Below are 1,986 nucleotides of genomic sequence, written 5' to 3' on the forward strand. Positions count from 1 at the left end.
TGAAAGTGTGTGCATGGATAAACCAATGTAATGTGGTCAAGCTAATAAGGGCTTACGGTGGATACCTAGGCACACAGAGGCGAAGAAGGACGTGGTTACCGACGATATGCTCCGGGGAGTTGGAAGCAGACATTGAGCCGGAGATTTCCGAATGGGGCAACCCTAAATACTACCTGCTGAATATATAGGCAGGAAAGAGCCAACCCAGCGAACTGAAACATCTTAGTAGCTGGAGGAAGAGAAATCAAAAGAGATTCCCTGAGTAGTGGTGAGCGAAAGGGGAAGAGCCTAAACCAAAGGATTTATCCTTTGGGGTAGTGGGACAGCGATATCGAATCTGGCGGTTAGACGAAGCAGCTAAATACTGCACCAAAGAAGGTGAAAGTCCTGTAGTCGAAAACTCAAGGATAGTAGCTGAATCCCGAGTAGCATGGGGCACGAGGAATCCCATGTGAATCAGCGAGGACCATCTCGTAAGGCTAAATACTACTGTGTGACCGATAGTGAACCAGTACCGCGAGGGAAAGGTGAAAAGAACCCCGGAAGGGGAGTGAAATAGAACATGAAACCGTAAGCTTACAAGCAGTGGGAGGACGATTTAACGTCTGACCGCGTGCCTGTTGAAGAATGAGCCGGCGACTTATAGGCACTGGTAGGTTAAGGCGAGAATGCCGGAGCCAAAGGGAAACCGAGTCTGAAGAGGGCGAAAATCAGTGTTTATAGACCCGAACCCTGGTGATCTAACCATGGCCAGGATGAAGCTTGGGTAACACCAAGTGGAGGTCCGAACCGACTGATGTTGAAAAATCAGCGGATGAGCTGTGGTTAGGGGTGAAATGCCAATCGAACCAGGAGCTAGCTGGTTCTCCCCGAAATGTGTTTAGGCGCAGCGGTAATGATTAAATCTGGGGGGTAAAGCACTGTTTCGGTGCGGGCTGGGAAACCGGTACCAAATCGAGACAAACTCAGAATACCCAGAGAACACATTGCCAGTGAGACAGTGGGGGATAAGCTTCATTGTCAAGAGGGAAACAGCCCAGACCACCAGCTAAGGTCCCCAAATCATCGCTAAGTGATAAAGGAGGTGGGAGTGCATAGACAACTAGGAGGTTTGCCTAGAAGCAGCCAACCTTAAAAGAGTGCGTAATAGCTCACTAGTCAAGCGCTCCTGCGCCGAAAATGAACGGGGCTAAGCGATGTACCGAAGCTGTGGGATTGATTTAAGTATCAATCGGTAGGGGAGCGTTCCGTGTTAGGTAGAAGCAGTAGCGGCGAGCAGCTGTGGACGAAACGGAAGTGAGAATGTCGGCTTGAGTAGCGCAAACATTGGTGAGAATCCAATGCCCCGAAACCCTAAGGGTTCCTCCGCCAGGTTCGTCCACGGAGGGTTAGTCGGGTCCTAAGGCGAGGTCGAAGGGCGTAGTCGATGGACACAGGGTGAATAATCCCTGACTATGATGTGGGAGCATTGCGAGGGACGCATGAAAGATAGCCATACCCTGATTGGTTTGGGAGGAGTTTACGAACTCCGTTTGGTAAAGGATAGTGTCAAGAAAAGCTCGTAATGCGATGAAAGCATCATACCCGTACCCGAAACCGACACAGGTAGGGAGGTTGAGAATACCAAGGGGCGCGAGATAACTCTCTCTAAGGAACTCGGCAAAATGGCCCCGTAACTTCGGGAGAAGGGGTGCCCACCTAAGACGTGGGTCGCAGTGAAGAGATCCAGGCGACTGTTTACCAAAAACACAGGTCTCCGCTAACTCGAAAGAGGACGTATGGGGGCTGACGCCTGCCCAGTGCCGGAAGGTTAAGGAAGTTGGTCAGGGGTTCGCCTTGAAGCTGACGACCGAAGCCCCGGTGAACGGCGGCCGTAACTATAACGGTCCTAAGGTAGCGAAATTCCTTGTCGGGTAAGTTCCGACCCGCACGAAAGGCGTAACGATCTGGATGGTGTCTCAGAGAGAGACTCGGCGAAATAGGAAT

1 rRNA gene is annotated in these 1,986 nt (G+C 51.2%); it reads left to right on the forward strand.

The annotated features are described in order from the left end of the window. Positions 1–34: 34 nt before the first annotated feature. Positions 35–1,986 (forward strand): 23S ribosomal RNA (locus VE944_RS25615); the annotation flags it as partial.

Source organism: Nostoc sp., assembly GCF_035638895.1.
GTDB lineage: Bacteria > Cyanobacteriota > Cyanobacteriia > Cyanobacteriales > Nostocaceae > Nostoc.